Here is a 24,457-nt window from a genome sequence, read left to right as displayed (position 1 = left end):
TGCTTGGATATTAACAGAGGAGGAATGCCTTGATTCATCGTAATCACATGCATAATGTTTCGAAACAACTATTAAGGAGGCTCCAGAATGCTCACGCAACAGGTTCTGAAGAAGGTTATAAGCTTTGTTCTGCCATTTGCCATCGTACTTTCGCTTTTGAATCCCCTTGGTTTTCCGGTATCGACGGCATATGCCGCAGAGGGAGATGAGTTAGGTTTGTTTGAAGTCAAAGTGAACAAGCCGGTAAACGCTGCAGTTGACGTTCCTAATACAGCCATTGGGATCTCGCTGCCTTACGGCACCTCTTACCAAATGCTTAACGTAACGACGAATCCGGGCGTTACGGCGACGGTTTACAGAAGCGATGAATTGACGGCAATTCCGTTTGCCACAAGCGGCATCAATCGGGGCGATGCCAAGCTGGACCAGTTTTCTCCGGCAGGAACATCATTGTACTATTTGGTGCTAACCGATAAGAATGACAGCGGCTCCAGCCGGAAATACACCGTTACAGTGACTGTTGAGAAGGATTTGCCTCCTTCTATAGCGGGCTCTGTGGGACCTAATGACAAATATTCTCCGCTGAATATTAAAGCGGGCGAACATGCATGGGACGTTCTGGGCGCTTCCAAGATCGGCTTCGGCAGCACCACAGGTTCTATTGAAGGACCAGGAAAGGCGTCATCCTATAGCGGTAAAGATTGGTATGAATCGGTCTACGACCGATCCGGAGATTACCCGGCGGCTCAGACGGTCCCCGACTCCTGGCTGGGGGATAATATGTACCTGCAGACCATGGGCAAATCCGATGTGAATGCGCTTACGAAGTACGGAATAGAGACTAGCGCCGGCCTCGGTAAGCTGGGCAACGACATTTTGCGTTTTCATGAATTTTTACCGTTCCAAACACCTGACGGAGTAAGCCGGGATGACGGTGACCGCGGTGCAGTGGGCAGTGATCGCCAGCGGCTCGAGATCAAGAGCAATACCGGCTCGTCCAATATCGATGCTAACAGCGTGGGCGGCGACATTATGACCCATCACTGGAAGCTGATGCTCCCGTCGGAAACGTTAAAGTATCAGATGGATACCGCGGAGAAGAAAGCCGGCGATCTGATCGCTCCCCGCCGCTTCTTCCATATCTTCCAATTAAAGGCCATAGAAGGGGATGAAGCCGGTCAGCCGGTCACAACCCTTACGGTGGTTTCCGTCGGTGGAAAAGGCCATTTGGAATTCAGAAACAATCCGGACGGACAAGCTGCGGACCGGATCAAGCCTCTGTTTACGATTCCATTGGAGCAGGTTGTGGACCGTTGGCTGGATATGGAAGTGACGATTTTGACAGCTGACAAGGGCTATGTATACGGCAAGCTTGTCGACGTGGAAAGTAACGCTGTGCTTGCGAGCGGCGGCATGACGGCCGAAACCTTAAGACGCCCGGAAGTCTTGAATCCTGAAACGGGCAAAAGGGAACGAGTCGATTTGCCGGCTGTACCGGGACAGCAAAACCGTTCCAAATGGGGATTGTACCGCGGGATGTACAACACGGTGAATGAATCGGTATATGGGGATGAATTCCAGGCGGCAACCATGTATCTGTCCGATATTTACTTAATCAAAAGGGATAACAGCACCTATGTGTTCCCAGACGGCTGGGATCCTAACAGCCAAACTAAGGATATTGTGGCTTGGGCAAGGCCTACAGTCGTTTCAGAATCGCCAGGCACTGCCTTCGACAGCTTGGGGCTGCCTTCGCAGTTGGATGTTACCTTGAGTACGGGCAAGATCGAAAAGGCAGACGTGACCTGGAGCCCGGAAGGTTATCATCCTAATGTAACAGGGACTTACCGGATTTACGGGCAATTTACCGGTACAGGCCTTACGAACAGCAAAAATATAAAGCCTTATATAGACGTCAACATCTCCGGTATCAAAAACTGGGCGGTTGTTCCCGGTGCGGAAATCAAGGTAGTCTCTCAAAGCGGAGGCTCCAAAAACTATTTTATCGACGACAAATCGGATACTTCCTGGCAGGCTCATAGCACGCTGGCCAAGACGGCAGGCTATCAATACTGGGCGGCCGTCAAACTGGAAAAGAAAATTCAGGTTAGTAGAATCCAGCTTGAATGGACCAGTAACAGTAAATTCTTGAAAAATTTCCAGCTGTACTATTCCAACGATGCTGCGGCGTACGACGAGCTGAAAGAGGGAGGCTCCCTCTCGGAAACCTCGGAGGCAACCAGGAAGCCGCATGAAACGGAGCACGGGTCCTCCTGGATCATGATCCCCGGTGCAGGGAAAGCGACGGCCCTTAGCAACAACGAGAAGGCCGATCTTACGCTGGCCGATACGGTGGATGCCCAGTATGTGCTCCTTGTTGCTGATCTCACGTTAGACAGCAATGCCGGCGGAATCAAAAGCAATGTCTTCAACATTATCGGGCAAGCTTCCCGCCCCCATGCCGAGCTGCCTGTCATTGTGAGCATTACACCTGAAAGCATCATTACCACAGCGGGAACAGCGCCGATGATGCCGACGGTAGTCACCGCCGTATACAGCGACAGCTCGACTCAAAGGCTGCCTGTGGTATGGGATTCCATAAGCCCATCCCAGTATGCGATTGCCGGAAACTTTGCCGTCAACGGAACGGTTACCGGCACTACGTATAAGGCATTGGCTAACGTTATCGTTACGCCGGGTACGATCACTTTGCCGGATGAAGGCAATGGATCGGAGGACTCTGCGGGGACACCAATTTCATCGGGACCGGTAGCTGAATCCGCTCCGGCACCGACACCGTCTGGCGGTTCATCGGGTAATCCGGGCAGCATCCATCTTGAGCAAGACGCCAAAGTAACGAAAGAAACTGCAGCCGATGGAAGGACGATAACCAAAGTCGCTGTAGATGCGGAAAAACTGGAGAAAGCGTTAGCTCATCCGGTTGTCGTTATTGAAGTTAAGGGCAACGACCCTGCCATCCATGTGGAGCTTCCGGGCAATGCCATTCTCCAAGCGATGAATCGGCGAAGCAGCTTGGTGATTCGATCGAACGGGATAAGCTATGAGCTGCCTGTCACTTTGTTTACCCAAATTCAGAAAGATTCGACCGTAGGCGTCTCGATTTCCAAAGTATCCGGCAAGGCGGGAGACGATGTTAATGCAGCGGTGAATCACCTTAATGCGAAGCAAGTGATTTCGAACCCGATTGAATTCACAATTACGGTGAACGGTACGGAAATCACGGACTTCGGAGGAATATATGTCAACCGGACGATTACCTTGGATAAGGTAGCGGTTGACCCTGACAAGCTGACGGCTGTATGGATCGATTCGAACAACCAGCTGCATTTTGTTCCCGCCGTAGTAACAACAAAGGACGGTACATCGGAAATCAAGATTCGATCACCGCACAACAGTGTATATACCGTTATTCAGTCCGAAAATTCGTTTAGCGATGTAGCCGGCCATTGGGCCCAAACGGAGATCGAGCTGCTCGCGAATAAATGGATTCTTAACGGTATTACCGATCAGCAATTCGCGCCGGAAGCCCGGGTTACTCGTGCCGAGTTTGCCGCCATGCTGGTTCGCTCGCTTGGCTTGGTCGAATCGAAGGATAACGCGTTCGCTGACGTCCAATCCGCCGATTGGTTTGCCGGGGCTGTAGGCTCGGCGTACAAGGCCGGATTGATTAACGGTTATGAAGACGGCAGCTTCAAGCCTAACGCCGTCATTACCCGCGAACAAATGGTAGCGATGATGATACGGGCTATGAAAGTCGGAGGCAAGGAAGCCCCGGCCGACAGCTCGGTATTGAACAAGTTCATAGACCGTTCGAATATCGGGGAATGGTCGAAGGCAGCCGTTTCACAGGCACTGGCTGCCGGTCTCGTTCAAGGAATGTCGGACACAGTCTTCGCTGCGAATGAGCCTGCTACCCGCGCACAAGCTGCCGTGATTTTGAAGCGTGTGCTGCAGTCGCTGCAATTTATCAACTGAGTTACACAAAGACCGCCTCTTGGCGGTCTTTTCCAAATGCAATTAGAACAAAGCAGGCAAACCCTAAGGTCAGCCTGCTTAGAAAAAAACGTCCAGCCTCTCGGCTGAACGTCCGTTCTTATCAATGATAAGTAAACTTTGCCTTGATGGATGCCGAAACCGTCAGTTCCCCCTTCTGAATAGGGGTAGCTTCACTTTTGCTATACGTTGAAGCGGTAAGATACGGAATGGCTTCCGGTGTGCGGGGGAGCTCTTGTACTAGAAAAGGAACGTCATGGAGCGTTACGCCTAAGGTCTGAGCCATCGTTTTGGCTTTGATTTGGCCATTTCGGATCGCTTTCGATAGCGCATGGTTATATGCGATTTCGGGGTTCTTCAATGCGAACTGTATGTTCGACACCGTGTTGGCACCGTTCTTGACGGCCGTGTCCACGATCCGTCCGGTCAAGTCGATCTGTTCCGTTGTGACTTGTAGCAAATGAGTTACTTGGTATCCGCGAAAGATTTGTTTACCGTCCTCATAATTATATTGCATATTGATGCTGTATTGCGTCGTCTGCATGTTTTCCTTGGGTATACCCAGGCTTCCTAAAGCTTCAACGATACGAGCAACCGCGTCGGCATTATCCTTCTGGGCTGCCGTTAAGCTTGCTTGCTCCGTAATGACACCAAGGACGATAATCGCTTTGTCAGGCGCGGCCGAAACCGTTCCCTCGCCCGTGACTTCGATTGTATTCCCATTGCCGGAAATAACGGGCGGATTCATGTGTGGCTGCGGAGACCATGGCGGATAGTACATAGGCCGCCTCCTGTTCATATGGTATTACAATTATTGTATTTCGACCCTTCGTCCATGATTCATTATGCATGTTTGCTATCTATTTTTTCTTCCATCCATTTTTCGATGACTTCATTATTCATTGGTTTTCCGTAGAAATACCCTTGCATGACATAACATCCTAGCTGTGTCAAGAACTCAATGTGTTCTTGATTTTCAACCCCTTCGGCGATGACATCCAGTTGAAGATTTTCCGCCATTAAGATAATGGCATGAACGATGGCACGCTTGCTGGGTGTGTCAAGATCGTTTGTAAACAAACGATCTAATTTCAGTGCATCTATTGGTAAACGGTCAAGCAGCCCAATCGAGGAATAACCTGTCCCAAAGTCATCCATGGAAATCCGTACTCCCAGTCGACGTATCATTTGCAATTGCCGAATAATATCGTTGATTTCATGAATGACCATGGACTCTGTTATTTCAAGTTCAAGAAATCGAGGCTCCAGACCCACTTTCTCCAAAATTTGCGAAATCATTTCCGTAAGGCTATCCGTTTGGAACAGGCGAACGGACAAATTGACAGAAACCGGTTGAGCAATTCCCCGGGCATACCAAGCTTTACATTGACGACATGATTCTTCCAACGTCCACCGTGTCATTGGGACAATGAGCCCTGTCTCTTCCGCTATCGATATAAATTCTCCAGGCGCCACTAATCCCAACCGAGGATGCTGCCAACGAATTAAGGCCTCAAATCCAACCAACCGATTCGTTTTCACATTCCACTTCGGTTGATAAACAATAAAAAATTGGTTCTGCTCTAGCGCCCGTTGCAGATCTTTTTCCAGCTCCATTTTTCGTACTTCATTAACGCCCATTTCGTCGGTATATACACAATACTGGTTTTTTCCCAATCCTTTGGCCTTATACATCGCTGTATCAGCGGTTTTGAGTAAGATTGACCGGTCGGACTCTTGAATCCTTCCGATGCTAATGCCAATACTCCCTGTGATATAAAGTTCATTGTCATTAATTCGATAAACTTTCTTTATGCTCTGGAGTATTTGTGCCGCCAAGCCTTCCGCCCGCCCTAAATCGCCATCTTTTATAATAAATAAGAACTCATCGCCGCCAATGCGGAAGGCCTGCCGGTCATCGCGGACAAATTCACGCAGACGTATACCCACCTGCTCCACCAGCAAATCACCGATATTGTGTCCCAGTGTATCATTGATGGCTTTAAACTGATCCAAATCTAAGAATAACACCGCAATGCTTTCGTTTCCTACATGCGTATCAAAAAAACGATTCATTTCATTTCGATTAGGCAAGCCGGTAATGCTGTCCTGATACGCCATCTTCTCCAATACGTGCCGATCAAAGAACATGGCTCCCCAAGATACGAATAGGATAACAAATATAGTTACGGTTACCCCATAAAGCAGAAAAAGGTCCACAGTTGAGGCATGTTCCATTATCACATTCTCATGAGCTTGAAACCTTGCCGCTTTCATACCCGTATAATGCATCCCACAAATCGCAAAGCCCATTACGACCGCTGACGCCCATTTCAGCCAGCTTGACGAAGCCTGGTTTCGAAAACGAAGAAACAATAATAATGCTGCGTAAGAGGCTACAAAAGCAATGACAGCCGACAAGACCCATATCTGTTTATCGTAAGTAATTCGAACATTCATGATCATAGCTTCCATTCCCACGTAATGCATCGTGACAATCCCGCTACCCATGAAGAAGCCGCCGACCATAATCTTGTACCAATTAATGTTCTTAGGCATAGTAATATAAAACGCAATAAACGAAGAAATTACGCTTGCTCCCAAAGAAAGCAGCGTTAGCCAAATATCATATTTGACCGTTGCATGAAGGTGAAACGCGAGCATACCGACAAAATGCATGGACCAAACGCCGTTTCCCATGGCGACCGCTCCGGCCAGTAACCAAAAAAATCGGGTTCTTCCGCTTGAGCCTGAGATTTTCCCGGCTATACTTAATGCGGAATACGATGCCAATATCGCAATGACTACCGAAAGTGCTACAATGTAATAGTTATAGCTTCCGTTCATAAACACGCCAATCACTCCTATTTCATGAATATCATCTTCTCTAAAATGAAGGTATTCACTCAAAGAAGCACTTTATAGCCGCTGAGAATTAATGAATTTGCTTGATATGTACGGTAAGATCCTTTCTAAGATCCTTATGGCTGCCGCCAATCTGGATGAGTGGGCGCGTCGGCTCATTTGGGTGGATCAATAAGATCGTTCCTTCACTTCCATCAGTCAATAGTACCGGACGCCCGACTAAGGTGTTCATAATTTTACCGATAAACACTTTTATGACGGCAGGATCCAGTACCCCGAATGCATCCCTTTCCATTTGAAACAATACTTCAAAAAAAGGGGAGGGATTCCGGTAAACCCTCTTGGATGTCATGGCATGAAATACATCGGCAACCGCGACAATTCGGCTAAAAAGATCGATTCTTTTTTGTTTTAGCCCGAACGGATAACCGCTCCCATCCATTCTCTCGTGATGCTGAAGGGCTACAAGTGCCTGTCGATGATTTACACCGACGGTTTCCTTTAAAATTTCATAGCCGATGACCGTGTGACTCTTCATCATTGAATATTCTTCTACCGTCAGCCTATCGGGTTTATTTAATATCTCTCCCGGAATAAGCATCTTCCCTATATCATGTAAGAATGCCGCTGTTGTTAGCTGCAAAAGCTCTTGACGCTCCAAACCTATCCAATTTCCAAGAAGGCTTCCGAACACTCCGACAGCTAGATTATGGCGATACGTGTAGTCGTCCTTTGATTGAAAAGAAGTTATCAATCCATATAGACTGGTAGTGTTTGCCGCTTCTTGAATGACCGGAATGATTTTACTACGTAATTCTTGGAGCGGGACTTTTCTCGTTTCGCGTATCTCTTCAAAAAGCTGACTCACTTGAATAACTGCCTCATCAACCATCTTTTGATTTTCTGCCGTTCCCGCAGCGGTAAAGGTGTCAACCGAATACAAATCTTGGCTGGTGAGAACAATTCCGTGTCTTTCAAGCAGTTTACTATGATCTCTCGTAATGATCGTGGAGGCTGCAACCAACAGAACGCCGCTTGCGCTATAAATGTCCCTATTTACTGCTTTTCCTATGGGATTATTTAGAATCATCTCTTCATGTGCCACAACGGGGCCCCTTTCTTTACCGTAGGGAAACGGGAACATTTACGGACTCGGTTGCCGCGCAGCTTATTTTATATACAAATTGATGTCTGGATTTATGATATGATGGATCTTCTCCGTAAAAGTTGACCCACATCCGGTCCAGCTCCTCTTTACGGTATTGTTCTAATGGTTTGATTTGTTCATCCCGTTCACGGTTCTGGTCTTTGTCGAATAACATCTTGTCAAATTCCGAATGACAGGCCAATTCGCTTGCAATTTGCGTAACGCGCTCACCAAATGTCTCCGCCTCGAAATTATCATCAATTAAACCTATGGACTTGGCATGGGTTGTACTAATCGGCATACATTCTTCCGTTAGCTGCATCGCCTTATCCCTACCCACCCATCTAGGTAAAAGGTATGTCCAGTATTCCGAACCATACAATCCGCCCATTTTCTTGTAGTGCGGATTGAGGACTACACCATTTCGGGCATACACATAATCTGCAGCCAAAGCTAGTATAACGCCGCCTGCACCGGCATTTCCCTGAATTGCGGAAATAACGAGCTGGTCCGGGGTTAGAATAATTTCACGTATCAGATCATTCATCGCATGAATATTAGCCCAAGATTCATCAGCGGGGTTCTGTGCGTGCTCGATGACGTTTAAATGGATGCCGTTGGACCAAAAGTCAGTTCCGCTCATCAGCACAATGACTTTGACATCTGATTTTTTTATTTCAGCTAATGTATTTCTTAGTCGATTGCATTGTTCGGTGGACATCGCCCCATTGTAAAATTGAAAATGGATGTAGCCTACCTGGTCCTTTTCTTCGTAATAAATTTCACGATAGGTACGCCCCTTATATTGTGCCAATGGGGATAGGCTTACATCAGGAACTTCATTCATTCTGTCTTGCATAGCAAGGGTTGCCGGAAGCTTAAAAGAACCCTTTTTTTTCAAATGGGTAACCCATATCGCGCCTTCGCCGGTTGCACGGCATATAGCCCCATCCCGATATCCCAAGATTTCGCCCGGTTCTCCTCTTAGGAAATCCTCCACATGAGCGCCGAAGAGGTAGACCGGTTCACCGAACATTTCATCCAACACTCCGGGCTGGCTGTCAGCAGCCCGAATTTTTCGGAAAATTTCTTCGGTAGGTCCGCTCCAATCCAATTTCCGATCGTTCTGTACGATGCACGGGTGGGCCTTCCCGCGAATGTCCGGATTCGAATAATCCAGCGGCTCCGGGCAGCTTGTCCCGCTCTCAATTGAATCTATGGCTTGAAGTACGCAATTCACAGCCGCTTGCGTCACTTCATTACGATATAAATGACTCTTACTTATCTCTTTCATGCTAAATGTGCTTGAGGACCATATGTCCCCTCCATCCATGACTTCGTTGGCCTGCAATAGGGTAACGCCCCAAGTATCCTCCGCATTCATTATAGCCCAGTCCAATGAATAAGGGCCACGATCTCCTTTGATTCCGGGGTGTACAACGAGACAGGTATGTTTCTTCCAGATGGACTCGGGAATGATCGTTTTCATAAACGGCGCTATGATAAGCTCCGGGTTTATCTGAGACACCGCCTTGGTCATATCTTGTTCCGTCTTTGAAATATGAATTTTGACGTCATGCCCTCTGTCTGTTAACTCAACATACAAGCGTTGACTCATGCTGTTATGAGCGGTTGTCAAAAATAAAACGCGCATGCCTTCTCCTTCTTTCTTCCGGTTCTAAAAAAGATGTCTTTCTTAACCTAACATGATAAACTCTACAAAAACTCGACAATTTCCACAATTTTTCTACAAGGATACGAAGTCGGCAATCCGCTCGTTTAATAATATAAGCCTATTGCAGTGCTCATACTGCAATAGGCTTTTTGGGGAATCCGCAGCTCAATGAACCGATTCGAGCTATGGTTTAGGGCTTTACAGTAATGGTCACTGTATTATTCAATAGTAATATGAACGGTTTACGGATATTATTGGAAATTGCTAGAGTACCATCTACACGTGGTACAGTGAGCCATAGGGTTCCACCTCCTTCTAATACATTGATATTCGGTAAGGTGAGATTGGCGTGGACTAAGCGAACGCAAATAAGCGGCAAGCCGGGTTGGCCGCCGCTCTAATTATTGTGAAACATAAGATCTCGCTAGATTCAGACTTACTCATACTCCAACACGGGATCTGCCGTTCCGGCGCCCGTCATGTCAATAAACGCTTGAAAGAGATTGGGCGGATACTCGGCGATCCGGTGGCAAAGGTACAAATACCATTCATGGCCATAGGTTAAATAAACGCGAACCGGATAACCCGCCTTCTTCAATCGGCTGCTCAAATCCGGCCGAATGCCATACAGCAATTCGAACTCAACGCCCGGCTCATGGATCCATCCCCGTTTGATTACCTCAGCTACGATGGTCTCATCATGGGTGGCAATCGACACTCGATGCCCCTTGCGGATGGCGCTCTCTACTTGCGTCAAATACCGCTCGTTCAAGGCGGCCGAACGCGGTATCGCCAGGTGCCCCGGCTCCTGGTATGCCCCTTTAACGATGCGGACCCTACCGGGACTGTTCTGTAAGCCGTCCAAGTCCTGCGCCGTCCGGTTCAGCTGCGCCTGCAGCGTGATGCCGATGTTCTCATATGCAGCTGCCGCTCTTTCATAGATCGATAATATCGCATCGGTCTTAGCCGATTCCTCCATGCTGATAAACAGCTCGATGCCGTGCCGCTGAGCTTGCGCGGCAAGCTCCGTCAGCTGCTTATACGCCAGCCCGCCGTCCAGCGATAAGCCGATGTGGGAAAGATCGAATGAGACGCGTGCCGGCAGCTCGCGCTCCGCTAGCGTTTGAATGAGCATCGACAGCTCCTGTGCCGCGGCTTCGCAGGCTCGGACATCCGCCGTATTTTCTCCGATATATTCAAGCGAGACAGCATACCCTTTATCCGCCAGCCTTCGTCCGGCCTCAAGGCCATCCTGCCTCTCCTCTCCCGTCACATACTTTACCGCCGCACGCTGCAGCAGCCGGTAGATGGCCGGAGTCTCCTCAACATAAGTCTTCAGATCGGCCCGTCGGGCAATCGATTTCATCGCATCGGCAAAGGTTTGTTCCACACTCTTCTTAGTCATCGCCAACTGGTCCCTCCTCTTGTCTTATAAATTCAGTGTACAATCGGACAAGAGGAATGGATTGTAAAAAATTGCGCTTTGTTAGACGGACACGGCGTAAGCCTGAGGTGTCGCCCCGACGATTTTGGCAAAGGCCTTTGAGAAATGACTTTGATCATAGTAACCGGTATCCACGGCAATATCGGCAATGGGTCGCCTATTTTTTAATTCCTTCTTGGCATGGTTGATACGAAGCAAATTTTGATACGCATGAGGAGGCAGATGCGTGCTTTTCTTGAACATGCGAATGAGATGATACCGGCTGACCCCGGTTTCCCGCTCCAGCATGTCAAGTGTGATCCGATCCGTGTAATGCGCATGGATATACTCCTTGGTTCGCTTAACGTAATTCTGTTCCAGCACTCCGTAAGGCTCATGCGCCGAATCGGACACATGCTTGGTTACGAGCATATGCACCAATTCGATTAACCTCGTTTCAATTTGTAGCGGCGAGCCGCCTTCCGTTAGCAACTCCATGGTACGATTAAGCAGCATGCTGCAGGCGGCATTTCTGCCCTTTTCGAGTAAAAATGGCATTTCTAACCGATCGATCCCGGGCAGTTCAAGATGATCGAACCATTGCGCCTTCAGAAACAGCATTTTGTATTCCCATTTAGCAGCATCCGCAGGCTGACAAGCGTGGAGCAGGTGTGGCGGAAAGCTGATCATTCTCCCCTTTTCTACACGCCATAAGACACCTTCACACCATGCCTGCGTTTCACCTTCATCAATGAGACCGATAGAGTACTCTTCGTGAAAATGCTTCTGATACGCCAGGTCGTTCTTCCGGCATCGCTTCGCTTCCAGAAAAGACAGCGACTCGTCCCGGTAAAAGGCCACTTCCTCCATAGATAAACCTCCGAAATCGAATATGGCTTATGAAGTCGTTACTTTCGCATATACGGCAAAGAACAACATCACTTCCCCGATAATGATGTAATTGGGCATGATGAACAACATATCCACTGCAAAAAAAGCACCAAGTAATCCTATAAACACCGCCAGATGAGATTTACCCAATCTTAGATGCTTATGTCTGTATTTGTGGAATACCAGCGTCGTTGAAGCAAAGTACAGCAGTACGGACCCGAGAGTAAAGCTTACCATAAATGAGTAATGTAATTGTTCCAGGAATATCAATTGAATCGAAGCCGCGATCATACACATGGATAAATAAACGAATAAATGGCCGTAAATGATCGTTTGACCGGCAGTCGCTATCGTTTTGTCCACTTTCTTTTCTACATTGTCAAAGTACTGCCACCATATGAAGATAATCAGCAAAAAAGTGAGGGATGCGAATAAAATCGATTGCCACGTCCAATGACTGGAATGCAAAACGGCTAGTATGCTTATTACGGATTCACCAAGTAGAATAAGCGTAAACAGTGCGAACCGTTCTAATAAATGGTGGGTATTTATCGGGCTTTTCACCAAATATTTCCGACCTAGTAAAGGGAGCAAGATGTCCACAGCAATTCCCGCATACAAAACGGCATAACGAATCCAAGAGTCAAAAAATAGCGATAAAGCGGAGATCACCAAACCAATCCAAAAGCGGCTTCCCAAAAAACGGGCGGTGCTCCGTCTGTCCGCTTCTTCTCTTTTCTGTACCGCAAGGTATTGAATGGCCGTCATAGCCCTTAAACCGAGATAGCCTGTCAAAAATGGAATGTAGTATTGATCAAAATCAACGGACAGGCTTGCCGTCATAATTAAGACAAAAAATAATTGCAGAATCAGAAATATACGGTGAGAAAGGTTATCCCGTCCGAACCGGTTGACGAAGAGCGATTGCCCTACCCAAGCCCACCAGATCGGAACAAAGATTAGAACGAATTTCATTAAATATTCCAGCGGAATAAAGCCGTCATGTACATGTAACAGGACGTGACTTGCCTTGGAAACCGCCGCTACAAACAGAAGATCGTAAAAAAGCTCCAGCCACGTTACTTTCTTCTCCGCGAATGCCGCATTGTGCTGGAATCCCGATGCATGTTTATTCACAAATGTGCCCCTTTGCTTTAGAGTGAACAGGAAGAAACACACCTATCGCAAATGGAAAGGTGTGCTTCCCTCGACCTAGTCAGCTGATTCAGTGATCATCAAGTGTATTTTTACCGAAAACGCCCTCGAAAAGAGATTCTTTCAATAAACGTCGGTTGCTCGGTTGTTCCCGCTCCCGCAGATTCTCCGGCAGAGCTTCAGGTTCGCCTTGATATCCAATGGCGATGACGGCATGAGCTTCATATTCGTCAGGAAGATGCAATACGTCACGGGCTTTCTCCTTGTCAAATCCCCCCATTGCATGGGTAATGAGACCTTTCCGATTTGCCTCTAAAGCAAGATAACCCCAAGCAGTCCCCGCATCAAAAGCATGCCAAGCATTGGGTCCGCGTTCTGTTGTTGTCTGCGACAAGACGACGGCTAAGACAGGTGCGCTTTTACACCATACAAGGTTGGCCGGTACGATAAAGGAATAAAATGCTTCACGATCTTCTTCGGTCCGGGCGATAATGAATCTCCAAGGCTGAAGATTCGAAGCGGAAGGCGCCCAACGCGAGGCCTCAAACACACTGTGAAGAACCTCATCAGGGATCTCCTTCTCCAAAAAAGACCTCGGTGACCACCGATCGATAAATTGTGGGGATACTTCGAAGCTCGGTTTTCGTATATCTGTTTTATTCATTATTGTTGATCCTCCATCAAGGGTATAGGCTAAATTTACCATTGAATCGTCATTGAATCAAATCATTTAGCAAACCGCCTTGTGTTTCCTTTACCTCGAATAAGCACCTCCGGGACAATCATCAGCAGCACGATCGAGCCGTAAAGCCCTAGGGTGTAGCCGGTCGCGTAAGGGATGCCGATCATTTTGTGAAGCACAAAGGTAAACAGATGGATCAGCACGTTCGTAAAACAGAAGGCATAGCTCCGTATCATCCATTGACGGTGCAGGCGAACCCGTTTCTTGAAGATGTGGATAAGAGCTATCGCCGTCACGGCAAGCCAGACGATATTGAGAAGATTAAATCCTATGCTGCTCATCTTTCCCCCCGTTGCGTAAGGCGCCATGTATCCGGAAGTCAACACGACAATCAGCACGGATGATACATATACGTAGCCGTTCATGCGATGAAGCCTAGGGCGCTTCTCATAGCTGCGAGTAGAAAAGTTGATGAGCCCCGATGCCAACGCTATACAAGCGAACCCCACGTGAATGTACATAACCTTTAACCAGATCCAAGGCTTAAGCTCACGAGCAAGACCTGCTTTTCGACTCAAAAATGTCTCGGCTCCAGGATCAATAATGAAATTGCTGACCAAGACATAAACCATGTAAATCAAAAGCAAACATACGATCAGCTTATAGAAGGCTTGGCGATTGTCCATGCTTTTCTCCTTTTTCTTTTTCTGATAATAAGAATAGCAGGAGAAGCTCTCAAATGAAGTGGCAAAAAGGTTACAAAACAATAAACAAACCGTCACAATATGCAGGAAGTCGTTTGTTTTTACAAAAGAGATGATACACTTACAGTTAGATGGGCTTTATATGATGGATCCTAAGTAGGAAGGCGGGATATAGTGAAAGAACGACCTGTAATCTTGGTTGTGGACGATGATCCGAGCATCGTTGAACTTATGAGGGATTTTCTGGAGAACGATCATTTTCAGGTCGTAACGGCTGCTGACGCAACCCAAGCCTGGACTGTGTTTCGCCAAAATAAGGTTGATTGCATGATCTTGGACATTATGATGCCTGGACACAACGGATTTGATTTATGCCGGCGCATTCGGACGGAGAGCAACGTACCCATCCTGTTCTTAAGTGCCCGTGGCGATGATGTGGATAAAATCCGCGGACTGACGCTTGGCGGCGATGATTATATCGTCAAAACCGCTTCCCCCGGCGAAATCGTTGCCCGCGTGAAGGCCGTTTTGAGGCGTACCGGCACGGAGCAAGCAAGCTCGGTCAAAGTGTTGGACTATGGCCGCATCAAGCTGGATCTGGCTACAAGAGAGGTACTCGTCGATGGAACGAACGTTTCGCTCACACCGAAGGAATATGAGCTGCTGCGATGGTTCGCGGAGCATCCGAGACATGTGTTTACCTACGACCAGCTGCTCTCGAGGTTCTGGGACGGCATCGGCGATAAGCATACGATTCGCGTCCATATGAGCCGTCTTCGCGAGAAGATCGAGCTCGATCCGGATCAACCGCAATATTTAACCAACGTGTGGGGCGTCGGTTATCGGTTTGAAGGGCTTTTCGTATGAGGAAACCTACAATTCGAACGTATTTTGTACTCAGCCTGCTGCTCCTTCTGCTGATGCCCTGGCTTTTCTTTGTGGCTGCACACCTCATAACAACCCAATCATTGAATATTGGTGCCGAGCGGCCGAATTCGTATACGGTTCAATGGGCTGCCGCGCTCGCAGGGCTGCTGCTTGCGTTCCTGATTGTAGGCGTTCGAATGAGAACACTTCTTCTTGTGCCCCTGGAGAGGATGGGTCAGGCAGCGCGGCGCATTGCCGCAGGCGACTGGGACATTCAGCTGCCCCAATCCGCCATCCGAGAGATTGCCGAGGTTCGAGACGGATTTGAAGTCATGGTGAACGGACTTCAAAGCTCCCACCGGAAGCAGGCGGAGCTGGAGGAGGAACGAAGATTCGTTATCGCCGCTGCAGCGCATGACTTGCGGACCCCGTTATTTGCTCTACGCGGTTATTTGGACGGGCTTGAGCAAGGCATCGCACGAACACCGGACCAAGTCGCAAAGTATGTGGCGGTTTGTAAGGAGAAATCGGCGCAATTGGACCGGTTGGTCGAGGATCTTTTCACTTTTACGAGGATGGAGTACCTGGAAACGGGGATAAGTGAGAACACGGATGACTTTGCCGTTATTGTTCAGAAGTCGGTTGACAGTCTGGGGCCGCAAGCACAGCAAAAACACATCTCAATTGCTGTTTTTTCCTCTGCGGATGACTGTGTGATTCGAGCCGATTCGCATTTAGTGGAGCGTGCCATAAGCAATTTGTTGGATAATGCCGTGCGGTACACACCTGCTTATGGTCGAATAGCCGTCCAATGCCGCAGGGAAGGCGAGCAAGTGGCCTTCACCATTCACGATTCAGGACCGGGCTTTGCGCCGGAGGAGCTCAAGCGAATCTTCGAACCGCTGTATCGAGGAGAGCAATCGAGGAATCGTTCGACCGGGGGCGCCGGGTTGGGGCTCACGATATCGCAGCGAATCCTGCGCCAGTATGGAGGCGAGCTTACGGCTTGCAATCATCCGGACGGAGGCGCCATCCTGTCAGGATGGATTCCTGCCGCCAACAAGTAAGAAGGCTGCCCATGCGGCAGCCTTCTTCTGTGCTTATGTATATAGATATGTATGCTCTTGCTTGTCCGATCAGTGAATGTCACGTTTCCGGAAATTCCCTCCGCGCACCTCGGAAACGTCCGAGATGACAACGAACGCGCCTTCGTCAATGTCCCGAATAATGGACAACAATTTCGTTTCTTCCATCCGGTTAATTACGCAATTTAAGATCTCCGTCGATTCATTCGAGAAGCCCCCGCGCCCTTGCATATACGTAACGCTTCGGCCCAGACGCGCTTGGATGGCCTCGCCGATCAGGTCCGATTTCGGACTGACGACTCGAACGGACTTCGATTTTTCCAAGCCCACTTGGATGATGTCGATGACGTTTTTCGCGATGTAGTAGGTAATGGCGGAGTACAACGCACCCTCCAAGCCATAAATGAAGCTGGCTCCGACGAAGATGAATGCGTTGATAAAAAGGATCACGTCACCTACCGAGAAGGGAATATTGCGGGACACCAGGATGGCCAATACCTCTGAGCCGTCCAAGGCTCCGCCGTTCCGAAGCACGACTCCAATGCCGACACCAAGCAAGATTCCTCCCGCAAGCACGATCAACAGAGGGTCTTCCCGCCCCAGTATGGTCTCAACGTGATGCAGCAAGGACGTCGAAACGGATAAGGCGGCGATCCCTATGGTACTTCGGATCGCGAACGTCCTCCCCACTTGTTTATAACCCAAGTATACGAAAGGGATATTTAGAACGAATAGCAGTACTCCTAATGGAACTCCGAATAAATAGGCTCCCATCATGCCTATTCCGGTAACGCCGCCATCCACGACATCGTTAGGAATCAGGACGGCCTCCAGCCCGTACGCAGCAATGACTGCACCGATGACAATCATGACAATGCTGCGAATGTGGTCAACGGTATGGTTTTCTTTGTGTTCCTTCATCTCTCTTCTCCTTCATCTATATAACATTACGGCAGGCCCGTGAACGACCCGATTCATCCATTATAACGTACAATGATTCCGCGTTCATCCCGGCCGCTAGAAGTCCTGGGAGTAAGAAGATACTTTATTTCGCCATGACTTACGAATTACAATAAGAAGGGCATGCCATTTCTTGGGTATAGCCACCCGTTGCAAGGGTATAATAGGATATTCGAATGTAAAAGAGGGATAAACATGAGTGCGCATGTAGTATTTTGCTATGCCCATCCGGATGATGAAACCTTTCTAAGCGGCTGCCTCATTCGCATGCTTGCTGACCGCGGCCATCCTCCTGGACTATTGCTGGCTACGAGAGGCGATGCGGGAAACAAGAACGGCGCTTACACGCATTTATCCAGGGCAGAGCTCGGAGAGCTGCGGGAGAAGGAGATGGAGCTAGCCGCAAACATCCTGCACCTGGGCGAAGTGGAATATTTGGGGCTTCCTGACGGGAAGCTGTCAGAGGCGGATGAAACTTTATTCCTGAACCATGTCGTAGATTTTATTAACCGGCTCCAACCGGCGGCGGTATTTACCTTCCCTCCGGACGGCGGAAACTTTCACCCGGATCACATGGCGATATCCCGGATTACAACAAAGGCTGTCGTCGGCGGAAGCTGTCCTAGCGTGGCGCAGCTATACTATATGTCATCGGACACGTTAGCGAAAGAGGGGCACCGTCCGACTTTTGCGATTGATACGAAGCCGCTTTGGAGTGTGAAAGCGGATGCTCTAAGAGCGCATGATTCTCAAATCCTTGCTATCGAAAGATACTTCGGTAAGCTTCATGAATTTCCTGAAGAAAGAAGATACGAGGCCTTTGTTCTGGCATGGGAACGAGGAAGGCACTGGCCGGTAATTTCGGAGGAGAAGGCTCATAAGGATCTCAAATTAAAGTAAGGGGGCACAGGAAGAACGTATGCCACAGCTTGATCTGCCATCCGTTGTGCTGCTTATCTTAGCGGCGTTGGGAATCCTCGGAAGTAATTCCTCGATTGCCATTGCCGCCGTCTTCTTGCTGCTGCTAAGGGTGATGCAGCTTCATCAGGTATTTCCCTGGCTTGAAAAATACGGACTTTCCCTTGGCATTATCATTTTAACGATCGGCATCTTTGCCCCTATCGCAAGCGGCAAGATCGATATACAAGCATGGTATGGCTCCATTTTTCATTGGAAATCCCTGGCAGCTATCGCCGTGGGGGGACTTGTAGCTTATCTGGGCGGAAGAGGCGTCACGCTTATGACGAATCAACCTACGATCGTCGCCGGATTAATGCTGGGCACCGTTCTCGGAGTCGCCTTTGTGAAAGGTGTGCCTGTAGGGCCGCTCATCGCCGCGGGGATATTGTCCCTGCTTATCGGCAAAACGTAAACTGTCATATCCCCCGCCGATTACATAATTGTCCAAGCGAATGAACACATTACAATTGTTATTCCAAAAACAGGAGGCCAATTCGAAATGAACATTCAGCGTGCAAAGGAAATTTCGGAATCCCCCGTGATGGCGAACGTCACGTGGGACGGGAGCGCCATTTACATTCAGCACGTCGATGAGACGACGGAAATGGTGAGAATTTATCCGCTCAACCAACCGGAGCACGAGCAAGAGGTTCCCGTCCGTGCCTTGGTTGAACATTGAACACTGATAAAAGCAGGCTGTCGCTAGTGGGCAGCTTGCTTTTTATTAGGCTTGGTAAATTCAACCCCTCCGGGCTGCGGGTAAAATAACTGACCCAGCACGGGAATACGAAATTTCGTGTGCAAGATTGTGAAACTTTTCCGGTCATAGTGCTGTCTATAACGTGAAGCAGATGTCATATCGGGGAGTGATTATCATGGCAAACATTCTTCTTATTTTGCTTATCGTCTTAGGCCAGTACAGCCATACTGAATTTTCAGCATACGAAGAGCTTCAGCAGCAGGAAGCTAGAACTTTCACCCTCTCTCAAATCTACCCCGGAGATATCATGAAGGCTACATCGGTTGTGTTGGTGGACGGAAGGAATGGGGCGCGTAAGACAATTACGAGTCAAGACAAGGTCAAGCGAATAGTCTCGGTCATGAAAGATATTGAACTGACGCCGAGTAATGAGGAAACAATCGGTTATATCCACAGAGTATTAGTGTATGAGGATAGCGAACTCAAATTAGACTTGAGCAACAACAGTGTAAATCATCTGTCTTTTTCCAGTAATGATCGATTGAATACCATACTAACTGAATTATTTGATAGTGCAAGCTTTTCACCCGGAAAAAATTGAATACCCCGGCGCCGACTTCTTGACCCTGCAGAAGGTCCCCAGGGTTATCCGATCTTTGATAGGCGCATTTCTGCACAGGTGAGTTGCTACGATCCCTATCGCACAAAAAACCGACCAGTTGGCCTGCTTAATCGCACTTCTGCCACTACACGATCCCTATTGCGCAAAAACTAACCAACTGGCTTAATTGCAAATCTGCCATTACACCCACGTATCCAGGCCCTCGGGGCACCAGTAATCGCACATCTGCCATTACACATCCCTATTTCACAAAAAACCGACTAGCTGATCCTCTTAATGGCAATTCTGCCATTACACTCGTGAATCCTAAGCAATGACCGCCAGTAATCGCATATCTGCCATTACACAGCCCTATCGTGCAAAAAACCAACCAGCTGGCCTGCTTAATCGCATTTCTGCCATTACACCCACGTATCCAGGCCGTCGGGGCACCAATAATCGCATTTCTGCCACTACACGATCCCTATCGCACAAAAACCGACCAGCTGGCCTGCTTAATCGCATTTCTGCCACTACACACACGCATCCACGCCCTCGGGATGCCAGTAATCGCACATCTGCCATTATACAACCCCTAGTGCATCACTAGTTGGTCATGTATAGGTAAACAGTCTGATTGCATCGATGAATGTAAATTAAACTTGACATTATGATAAAATTTGGATACTTTATGTATATAATACTTTACATTATGTAAAAAGAAATATACAGGAGAGTGTATCCATGACTTTTCAAGAGAAGAAAAGCATCGTTTCATTGATCAGCGTCATACTCATCTTTGGGACTTATTGCTTGTACATGTATCCGCAGCACCCCGCAGGAGGGCTGGAGTCAGCGGCAACCTTTCGCTATTGGGGGTCCTTCGTGCTTACCTTGGTTTTGGTTTCCATTGTCGCCCATATCCTGATCAGTATCCTGTTCAACATCATCTTTCGAATCACAACAGGTGAGAAGGAGCCCGGCTTTGCGGATGAACTGGATAAGCTTATTGACCTGAAGGCGACTCGCAATTCCTTCTACGTGTTTGTCCTAGGCTTTCTAGCTGCCATGGGGTCGCTGGTAGTGGATCAGCCATCCCAAGCGATGTTCATGATTCTGATCGTCTCCGGATTCATGTCCGAGGTTACCGGCTCCGTCACCAAACTTTATCACTACCGGAAAGGAGTATAAGATGGGCAAACCTCTTGTCGGCAACCATATTCGAAGATTACGCTTCAACCATGATGAAATGACCCAGCAGCAATTAGCTGACAAAGTAGGCGTAACAAGACAAACCATCGTAGCTCTGGAGAAGGGTAATTACTCCCCGTCTCTGGAATTGGCTTTTCGCATTGCCCGCACCTTTGATTTGCCATTGGAAGAGGTATTCTTTTATGAGGAAGTGGAGAAAGGGGAATGAAGATGAGTGCGAATCAAAAGACAGCAAAGATTGTAGGGGTATTATTCATATTGGCGGCGGTTACGTCGATTATTGGACTGCTTTTATACGATCCTATTCTCAATCATCCCGATTACCTTACGAACGGCTATGCAAATAAAACCCAAGTCATCAGCGGAGCGCTGTTTGAATTAATTCTTGTCTGTTCGGCGATTGGCACCTCAATTATGATGTATCCCTTATTCAGAAGGCACAATGAAAGCATCGCTTTGGGGTATGTTTGCTTCCGATTTCTTGAAGCCGTACTTATCACGGTGGGTGTTCTGAGCGTGTTAGCCTTATTGACCTTAAGCCAGGATTTCGTAAATGCGCCGGCCCCGGACGCTTCCTCTTATCAAGCGGCAGGGACCCTCTTAACAGCTATACATGACTGGACCTTTATGCTTGGGCCTAATTTCATGTTGGGCATTAATACGATGATGTGCAGCTATTTACTCTACAAATCCAAGCTTGTTCCCCGATTCATATCCTATATGGGACTTACCGGCGCGGCGCTCATTTTCATTGCAGCCTTGCTGGAAATGTATGGAGTCATCCTGCAGCTCTCAGCATGGGGAGCAGTGTTGGCAATACCGGTAGCCTTGTATGAAATGACGCTGGCGGTGTGGCTGCTCGTAAAAGGATTCCATGTAGCTCCCCAAATGAATGAGGAGTATTCAGGTCAAAGTGCTCTTGAAACCTATACCTAAGATCAAGGAAGTGACCGTATCGACCTTTAGCTTTACGCTCGCAATAAGAATAGAAAAAGTCGTTATATAGATACTATGGTAAATTATTCTTTAATATGGTCGTGCACGCTGTAGGGCGGCCGGCTAGTCCTCTGTGAAAGGAGGATGATGCCTATGACAACACAAGAAATGTTAGCCTTTGGGTTAATGCTGATTGTGATTTTGTCTTTCCTGAATAGGAAATAGACCGCCCACCATCGCAAAGGTCGCGGTCTACCGTGTTACCAATGCAGTACAGCCGACCGCTTAGCGGTTGTTGCACTGGAGGTCGTGTTTGCCGCACGGCCTCTATTTATTTATATCCTACACCATTCAAATTATAACATCAAGGCCGTAATGCTGCTTTGTTTATCTTACCGCCATTCATTGCTGCTACAACAATCTATGGGAATCGCGAGCACCCATGGTTCGGCTTAACAGCTGAGTACGGCTCTTCACGTTGAACTTGTGAAACAGCGAGCGCAGGTGCTTCTTCACGGTCACCTCGGAGAGAAACAGCCTTTCACTCATTTGCCCGTTGGTTAGCCCCTCAAGGAGTAATGACAATACCTCCTGCTCACGTTCCGTCAGAACGGGCGCTTCCGTTACCGTTGTCGTTGAGTCCGGCCGCATCAGAAGCACTTCTTGCTGCCCGATCTTCTCCAGCATCCGCTGCACGAAGCTTTCAAGAGAACCGGCTCGGCGATCCAACACAAACACAGGTGCTGGAGTGACCCCATCATAGAAGGTGTGCTCGCCCTCATCTGCTATCTCGAACCCCATGCTCCGATGCGGCAGCTCAAAGAGCGGATGAGGCGGCGGCGAATTGATCACAAGGTAGTCCGAGAACATCAAGCTGAGAAAGAAGTGGCCTAAAGAATCCCGCACGCCTCCCAGATCCTGAAAGTCGATCGTTTCAATGCAATAGCCTGCCGGAGCAGCGGCTGGTGCGGATAAGCGCTCCCATTCCTCCTTGGACAACGCCTCAAAATAGGCTTGATATCTTGGAGATGTCCTCAGGTAAGGGAGCGTCCCTTCATGAATCGGGATGACGGCGGCGAATGCCTCTATTCTCCCTTGCCCATCCCTTACAACCCGGATCACATCATCTCCCAAGGATAGTAGGACTGTGAAGTCAATTCCCTTTAGCGTGGCCAGCGTTTGCTCTGCCGTCAGCTCAAAGCGATAGGCTTCTTCCGTAAAGGGGTCCTGAAGCAGCAGCTTCGCCGGTCGCGCCTCCCGCCATCTTCGCTCCACATACGCCTCAAGCTCGGCCAGAGCCTCCGCCCCTACCGGCACGAAGGGTCGCGTCCAAGGATTGACACTGTGAAGCAAAGCGCGAATGATGCCATCGCCCAGGTAATAAGTTAGCTCCCCCGCTTCCCAAGATACAAGCGACCCTTTGGGGCTTCTCTGTACCTTATGATAATAATGAAGGAGAGCCTGCTTCATGTAGCCCGCGAAGCGCTCGGGTGATCTATCCCTCAGCTCCCGCACAACCGCCACCCGCATCAGCTCGTGCACCTCCCAGCCGGGGGCTCTCCTGCGAACAAAAGAGTAGCGCACGAGCTGTCGAAACTTAGCGGCGCTAATCTCCCGGCCCGCAACGAAGGAGAGACTGTCCTGATTGAACCGGCTAAGCACACAGGCCGCTTCGATGAAGGGAACAAGCTGTTCGTCCGGCACCTCTCGAAGCCATTGATGCACAACATAGGCAAAAGCATCGCTGCAGGAGCCGGCTTGAGGACCCCCCACACCCGAAGATGGTAAAGCACATAGCAAGGACATCATCAACGGGTGGCCCTTGCTATGTCTCCATATGTACTCAAAACGTTCCCGATCCGTATATCCGCAGCGATGCAAATATTCCTGAACGTCCCCTTCCGTAAGCTCCGTCAACCTTATCGACACGATCAGGTGCCGCCAGCCGGAGAGCATCCATGGCTCGGCAAGGGGCCTTCTTCCCGCTATGACAACAAGCAGATTCTCGTGCAAACCCGGCAGCCACGAGCACCGGAACCAATCGTCCAGAGCCTCCAGCCGCTCGTAATGGTCGATAAAGAGCACGACGCGGTCATGACGGGCCATTTCATTCAGCGCCTCCGTACACAGTTCCTCGGTTGGCTTCGCCGTGAGCCGCTGTATGTAATATTGATCCTGGAGGAGCTGCAGAATCGAAGAGTAGATTTCGGACGGCTCGGAATGAAGCCCCAAACCGCCGATCGATAGCGTGATGCAGCCCGCCGCTCTTGCCCTGCGGCCGAGCTCGGCGAGCAGAGTGCTTTTGCCTGTTCCCCCGGTGCCGTGTATGGAAATGATTTTCTCTATGCCGGTGCGCTCAAGAAGAAGCCTCTCGAACGCTGCTATCTCCCCGCGGCGTCCCACGAGCGACTGTCCCTCCAGTTGCTCAAACGTATCCACGATTGGCATCATATCCTCCAAATTGACCTATGGTTTCCTCCTTTCATCATATACAAAGATTGTTTTCATAACAATGTGAAACTTTACACATATTGGTAGGAAAATAGACCGAGAACGGGAAACAGATCTCGCTTCCCAAAC

Annotated in this window: 21 protein-coding genes; 10 read left to right on the top strand and 11 right to left on the bottom strand. The window is 48.8% G+C overall.

What is annotated here, in order from left to right:
- Positions 1-87 precede the first annotated feature (87 nt).
- Positions 88-3,996, top strand: a complete 3,909-nt coding sequence (locus QMO62_RS32470) for an S-layer homology domain-containing protein (protein ID WP_284646642.1) — start codon at positions 88-90, stop codon at positions 3,994-3,996.
- Positions 3,997-4,117: 121 nt separating this feature from the next.
- Here QMO62_RS32470 and QMO62_RS32465 read toward each other — a convergent pair whose 3' ends face one another.
- The 9 genes from QMO62_RS32465 to QMO62_RS32425 form a co-directional block, all read right to left on the bottom strand.
- The gene (locus QMO62_RS32465) at positions 4,118-4,795 is read right to left on the bottom strand and encodes an SIMPL domain-containing protein (protein ID WP_284646640.1); all 678 of its coding nucleotides are present in this window, start codon (positions 4,793-4,795) and stop codon (positions 4,118-4,120) included.
- 62 nt (positions 4,796-4,857) lie between these two features.
- Entirely contained in the window at positions 4,858-6,861 is a 2,004-nt protein-coding gene (locus QMO62_RS32460; RefSeq protein WP_284646639.1) for a bifunctional diguanylate cyclase/phosphodiesterase, read from the bottom strand.
- A gap of 88 nt (positions 6,862-6,949) precedes the next feature.
- Positions 6,950-7,984 carry an HD-GYP domain-containing protein gene (locus QMO62_RS32455; protein WP_284646638.1) on the bottom strand — a complete coding sequence of 345 codons (1,035 nt, stop codon included), beginning with the start codon at positions 7,982-7,984 and terminating at the stop codon, positions 6,950-6,952.
- Positions 7,985-8,000: 16 nt separating this feature from the next.
- The gene (locus QMO62_RS32450; RefSeq protein ID WP_284646637.1) at positions 8,001-9,644 is read right to left on the bottom strand and encodes a hydrogenase maturation protein; all 1,644 of its coding nucleotides are present in this window, start codon (positions 9,642-9,644) and stop codon (positions 8,001-8,003) included.
- Positions 9,645-10,137: 493 nt separating this feature from the next.
- Positions 10,138-11,106, bottom strand: coding sequence for a proline dehydrogenase family protein (locus QMO62_RS32445; RefSeq protein ID WP_284646636.1), 969 nt, complete (start codon positions 11,104-11,106; stop codon positions 10,138-10,140).
- Positions 11,107-11,187: 81 nt separating this feature from the next.
- Entirely contained in the window at positions 11,188-11,994 is an 807-nt protein-coding gene (locus QMO62_RS32440; RefSeq protein ID WP_284646635.1) for an AraC family transcriptional regulator, read from the bottom strand.
- Between the two features lie 27 nt (positions 11,995-12,021).
- The gene (locus QMO62_RS32435) at positions 12,022-13,152 is read right to left on the bottom strand and encodes a low temperature requirement protein A (RefSeq protein ID WP_284646634.1); all 1,131 of its coding nucleotides are present in this window, start codon (positions 13,150-13,152) and stop codon (positions 12,022-12,024) included.
- A gap of 88 nt (positions 13,153-13,240) precedes the next feature.
- Positions 13,241-13,834, bottom strand: a complete 594-nt coding sequence (locus QMO62_RS32430; protein ID WP_284646633.1) for a nitroreductase family protein — start codon at positions 13,832-13,834, stop codon at positions 13,241-13,243.
- A gap of 62 nt (positions 13,835-13,896) precedes the next feature.
- Positions 13,897-14,538 (bottom strand): DUF2306 domain-containing protein, encoded by a 642-nt coding sequence (locus QMO62_RS32425; protein WP_284646632.1) that lies wholly within the window; start codon positions 14,536-14,538, stop codon positions 13,897-13,899.
- 192 nt (positions 14,539-14,730) lie between these two features.
- Between QMO62_RS32425 and QMO62_RS32420 the strand changes: the two genes are divergently transcribed.
- A complete protein-coding gene (locus tag QMO62_RS32420) occupies positions 14,731-15,423 on the top strand; it encodes a response regulator transcription factor (protein ID WP_284646631.1) in 693 nt (230 codons plus the stop codon).
- A complete protein-coding gene (locus QMO62_RS32415) occupies positions 15,420-16,490 on the top strand; it encodes a sensor histidine kinase (RefSeq protein ID WP_284646630.1) in 1,071 nt (356 codons plus the stop codon). Before QMO62_RS32420 ends, QMO62_RS32415 begins: the two co-directional genes overlap by 4 nt.
- A gap of 69 nt (positions 16,491-16,559) precedes the next feature.
- Here the strand turns inward: QMO62_RS32415 and QMO62_RS32410 are convergent, their stop codons facing one another.
- Positions 16,560-17,429, bottom strand: coding sequence for a YitT family protein (locus QMO62_RS32410; protein ID WP_284646629.1), 870 nt, complete (start codon positions 17,427-17,429; stop codon positions 16,560-16,562).
- Positions 17,430-17,663: 234 nt separating this feature from the next.
- Between QMO62_RS32410 and QMO62_RS32405 the strand changes: the two genes are divergently transcribed.
- The 7 genes from QMO62_RS32405 to QMO62_RS32375 all read left to right on the top strand — a co-directional run bounded on the left by QMO62_RS32405 (position 17,664) and on the right by QMO62_RS32375 (position 21,877).
- Positions 17,664-18,368, top strand: coding sequence for a PIG-L deacetylase family protein (locus tag QMO62_RS32405; RefSeq protein WP_284646628.1), 705 nt, complete (start codon positions 17,664-17,666; stop codon positions 18,366-18,368).
- Between the two features lie 19 nt (positions 18,369-18,387).
- Entirely contained in the window at positions 18,388-18,840 is a 453-nt protein-coding gene (locus QMO62_RS32400; RefSeq protein WP_284646627.1) for a DUF441 domain-containing protein, read from the top strand.
- 87 nt (positions 18,841-18,927) lie between these two features.
- On the top strand, positions 18,928-19,107 hold the full coding sequence (locus QMO62_RS32395; protein WP_284646626.1) for an H-type small acid-soluble spore protein: 180 nt from the start codon (positions 18,928-18,930) through the stop codon (positions 19,105-19,107).
- A gap of 196 nt (positions 19,108-19,303) precedes the next feature.
- Positions 19,304-19,729: a hypothetical protein gene (locus tag QMO62_RS32390; RefSeq protein ID WP_284646625.1), complete on the top strand. Its 426-nt coding sequence runs from the start codon at positions 19,304-19,306 to the stop codon at positions 19,727-19,729.
- Positions 19,730-20,473: 744 nt separating this feature from the next.
- Positions 20,474-20,920 (top strand): hypothetical protein, encoded by a 447-nt coding sequence (locus QMO62_RS32385; RefSeq protein WP_284646624.1) that lies wholly within the window; start codon positions 20,474-20,476, stop codon positions 20,918-20,920.
- 1 nt (position 20,921) lies between these two features.
- Positions 20,922-21,149, top strand: a complete 228-nt coding sequence (locus QMO62_RS32380) for a helix-turn-helix transcriptional regulator (RefSeq protein ID WP_284646623.1) — start codon at positions 20,922-20,924, stop codon at positions 21,147-21,149.
- Between the two features lie 2 nt (positions 21,150-21,151).
- Positions 21,152-21,877, top strand: coding sequence for a DUF4386 domain-containing protein (locus QMO62_RS32375; RefSeq protein ID WP_284646622.1), 726 nt, complete (start codon positions 21,152-21,154; stop codon positions 21,875-21,877).
- A gap of 411 nt (positions 21,878-22,288) precedes the next feature.
- Here QMO62_RS32375 and QMO62_RS32370 read toward each other — a convergent pair whose 3' ends face one another.
- A complete protein-coding gene (locus QMO62_RS32370) occupies positions 22,289-24,328 on the bottom strand; it encodes a LuxR C-terminal-related transcriptional regulator (protein WP_284646621.1) in 2,040 nt (679 codons plus the stop codon).
- Positions 24,329-24,457: the final 129 nt, after the last annotated feature.

This window comes from Paenibacillus silviterrae (assembly GCF_030167925.1).
Lineage (GTDB): Bacteria > Bacillota > Bacilli > Paenibacillales > NBRC-103111 > Paenibacillus_G > Paenibacillus_G silviterrae.
Note: the sequence above shows the minus strand (reverse complement) of the source record. Positions and strands in the feature narration are given on the sequence as shown.